Source organism: Acinetobacter sp. S4400-12, assembly GCF_024129495.1.
GTDB classification, from domain to species: domain Bacteria; phylum Pseudomonadota; class Gammaproteobacteria; order Pseudomonadales; family Moraxellaceae; genus Acinetobacter; species Acinetobacter lwoffii_C.
The window spans coordinates 1-2,574 of record NZ_JAMXYB010000067.1; the positions used below are offsets into that span (position 1 = coordinate 1).

Genomic DNA, 2,574 nt, shown 5'->3' on the forward strand with positions numbered 1-2,574 from the left:
GTAAGCGTCCGCTGAACACACCTTCTGAATTCATCCTATAAGCCTTAATTTAGTTCCCACCTAAAAACAAGTGGGGACTTAATCCATGAACATGGATATATATTCAGCAACACCTCCTGTTGCTAAAAAACGCAGAACGTACAGCAAAGAATTCAAACTCAGTATTGTCAATGCCTGTAAAAATCCTAATACCTCGATCGCTTCGGTCGCACTGCAACATAGTATTAATGCCAACCTTGTCAGTCGTTGGATCAGGATCTTCAGCCATCATGATGGTGCCGTGCAGGATCCTACTCATGTGAATCCAGCATTTATTGCTTTGCCTTACACTGCTGCAATCAGCCAACCTATTGATGAGAGGATCACGTTGTGTATCACCGTGCCTCATACGAATAATGATATTCAGCTAAAATGGCAGACATCAGAAATACCTGCCTTGGCAGAATTACTCAAGGCACTGGCAACATGATCCGCATTGATGAAATCTGGCTCTCCACCCAACCTCTGGATATGCGAGCAGGGATGGATACGGTCATGGCGCAGATTATGAAAGCCTTTGGCTCAATCAAACCGCATTGCGCCTACCTGTTCTGTAATAAACGTGGCCATCGTATGAAAGTGCTGGTACATGATGGACTGGGCATCTGGCTGTGTGCCAGGCGTTTGGAACAGGGAAAATTCCACTGGGCTAAAGTTCACCAGGGTGAAAGCGTAGCTCTCAACCCGGAACAGTTACAGGCATTAATCCAGGGTTTGCCTTGGCAGCGCATTGGACGACAGCAGGTGGTCACGATGCTCTAAACCAAGCTCGGCTATTCTGCCATCCTCCAAACGTTCTATTTCATTCTTCTCATGACCTCAGGCATACTGCGGTCATGAATACGCTGCCAGATTTAAGCCAACTGACCCATGAACAACTGCTGGAATTCACCCGGCAGTTGGCGATGCAGCATCAACAACTCGCAGAAGATAAACAACAATTAGATGCTCAAGTTCAACATCTGGAAGTATCAAATCAACAATTAGATGCCAAAGTTCAACATCTTGAAGTCACCAATCAGCAATTAGATTCTAAAGTTCAGCATCTTTCTATTCTCAATCAAAAATACGAGCATGAACTGGCGCTGTTTAAACAGCATAAATTCGGCAGTAAAAACGAACATCTCACCGCAAAACAAATCCATCTGTGGGATGAGGCGGTCGAAGAAGATATCGCAGCCGTTGATCTGGAATTAGAACGATTAAATGCAGATAAAACCCATGCAGCGACACAGAAAGCCACAGTCAACAAACCTAAACGTCGACTGCTGCCAGATCATCTACACACCATCCGTATTGAGCATGAACCTGCATCAACCCAATGCAGTTGTGGCTGCCAGTTACGTCGTATCGGCGAAGATATCAGTGAAAAACTGCATTTCAGACCGGCACAGTTCTATAAGGAACAGCATGTACGTGGCAAATGGGTCTGTGATCAGTGCGACACCCTGACTCAGCAAGCGATGCCCGCCTATGTGATTGATAAAGGTATTGCCAGTCCTGAACTGCTCAGCCATGTGCTGGTATCGAAGTATGCCGATCATTTACCGCTGTACCGTCAACGTCTGATCTATCAGCGGGCTGGCATTGATCTGTCCAGATCCACTTTATCTGACTGGATTGGTCGCTGCGGTGTGGAACTGGAACCTCTGGCCAATGCCTTAAAACAGGTGGTGCTGCAACAGCGGGTGCTGCATGCCGATGAAACGCCGGTCACCATCATGCGGATGGGTGAGAATGATAAAAAACCGAAGAAAGGTTATGTCTGGGCCTATGCCACTACACAGTACAATCCAGTTCAAGCCGTGATCTATGACTTTCAGGATAGTCGTTCAGGTCAGCATGCTGAAGCGTTCCTGAAAGACTGGCAGGGCCATCTGGTCTGTGATGATTACAGCGGTTATAAAGCACGCTTTAAATCAGGCCAGGTCATTGAGGTGGGCTGCATGGCGCATGCGCGTCGTAAATTCCATGAACTGCATGTGACCAAAAAAAGTCAGGTCGCTGAACAGGCATTAGTGCTGATTCAGAAACTGTATGCCATAGAAGCAGAACTCAGGAAAAAGACCGATGGTACAGCGGAAGACCGCCGCGAATACCGACAACAGCATAGTCAACCAGTGATGCAACAACTATATGAATGGCTCAACCAACATCATCTGACAGTGCCATCGAGTTCACCTACCGCCAAGGCCATCAATTACACTCTGAAGCGTTGGCCAGCTTTAAGCCGCTATCTGGATGATGGCAATCTACCTATTTGCAATAATTGGGTCGAGAATCAGATGCGTCCCTGGGCGTTGGGGCGCAAGAACTGGCTGTTTGCAGGTTCGCTGCGCAGTGGTCAGCGAGCGGCAAACATCATGACGTTAATCCAGTCAGCAAAGCTGAATGGGCTGGATCCGTATGCCTATTTAAGTGATGTGCTGAAAAGGCTGCCGACGCATAAAGCGACCCAAATAGAAGAATTACTGCCACATCGCTGGAAATCCAACTCAAATTAAAAAATAGGCATGGGGTTCAGCGGACGCTTAC

Annotated in this window: 3 protein-coding genes; all 3 read left to right on the plus strand. The window is 47.2% G+C overall.

All coding sequences use genetic code 11. The features are described 5' to 3' along the window. The first annotated feature begins 85 nt into the window (after positions 1–85). The 3 genes from NI461_RS13810 to NI461_RS13820 all read left to right on the plus strand — a co-directional run bounded on the left by NI461_RS13810 (position 86) and on the right by NI461_RS13820 (position 2,543). Positions 86–469 carry a transposase gene (locus NI461_RS13810; RefSeq protein WP_019836977.1) on the plus strand — a complete coding sequence of 128 codons (384 nt, stop codon included), beginning with the start codon at positions 86–88 and terminating at the stop codon, positions 467–469. Continuing rightward, positions 466–801 carry an IS66 family insertion sequence element accessory protein TnpB gene (gene tnpB, locus NI461_RS13815; protein ID WP_167845774.1) on the plus strand — a complete coding sequence of 112 codons (336 nt, stop codon included), beginning with the start codon at positions 466–468 and terminating at the stop codon, positions 799–801. The genes NI461_RS13810 and tnpB overlap by 4 nt, the downstream gene beginning before the upstream one ends. Positions 802–875: 74 nt before the next feature. Then, complete coding sequence (locus NI461_RS13820) at positions 876–2,543, plus strand: IS66 family transposase (protein WP_174659633.1); 1,668 nt, start codon at positions 876–878, stop codon at positions 2,541–2,543. Positions 2,544–2,574: the final 31 nt, after the last annotated feature.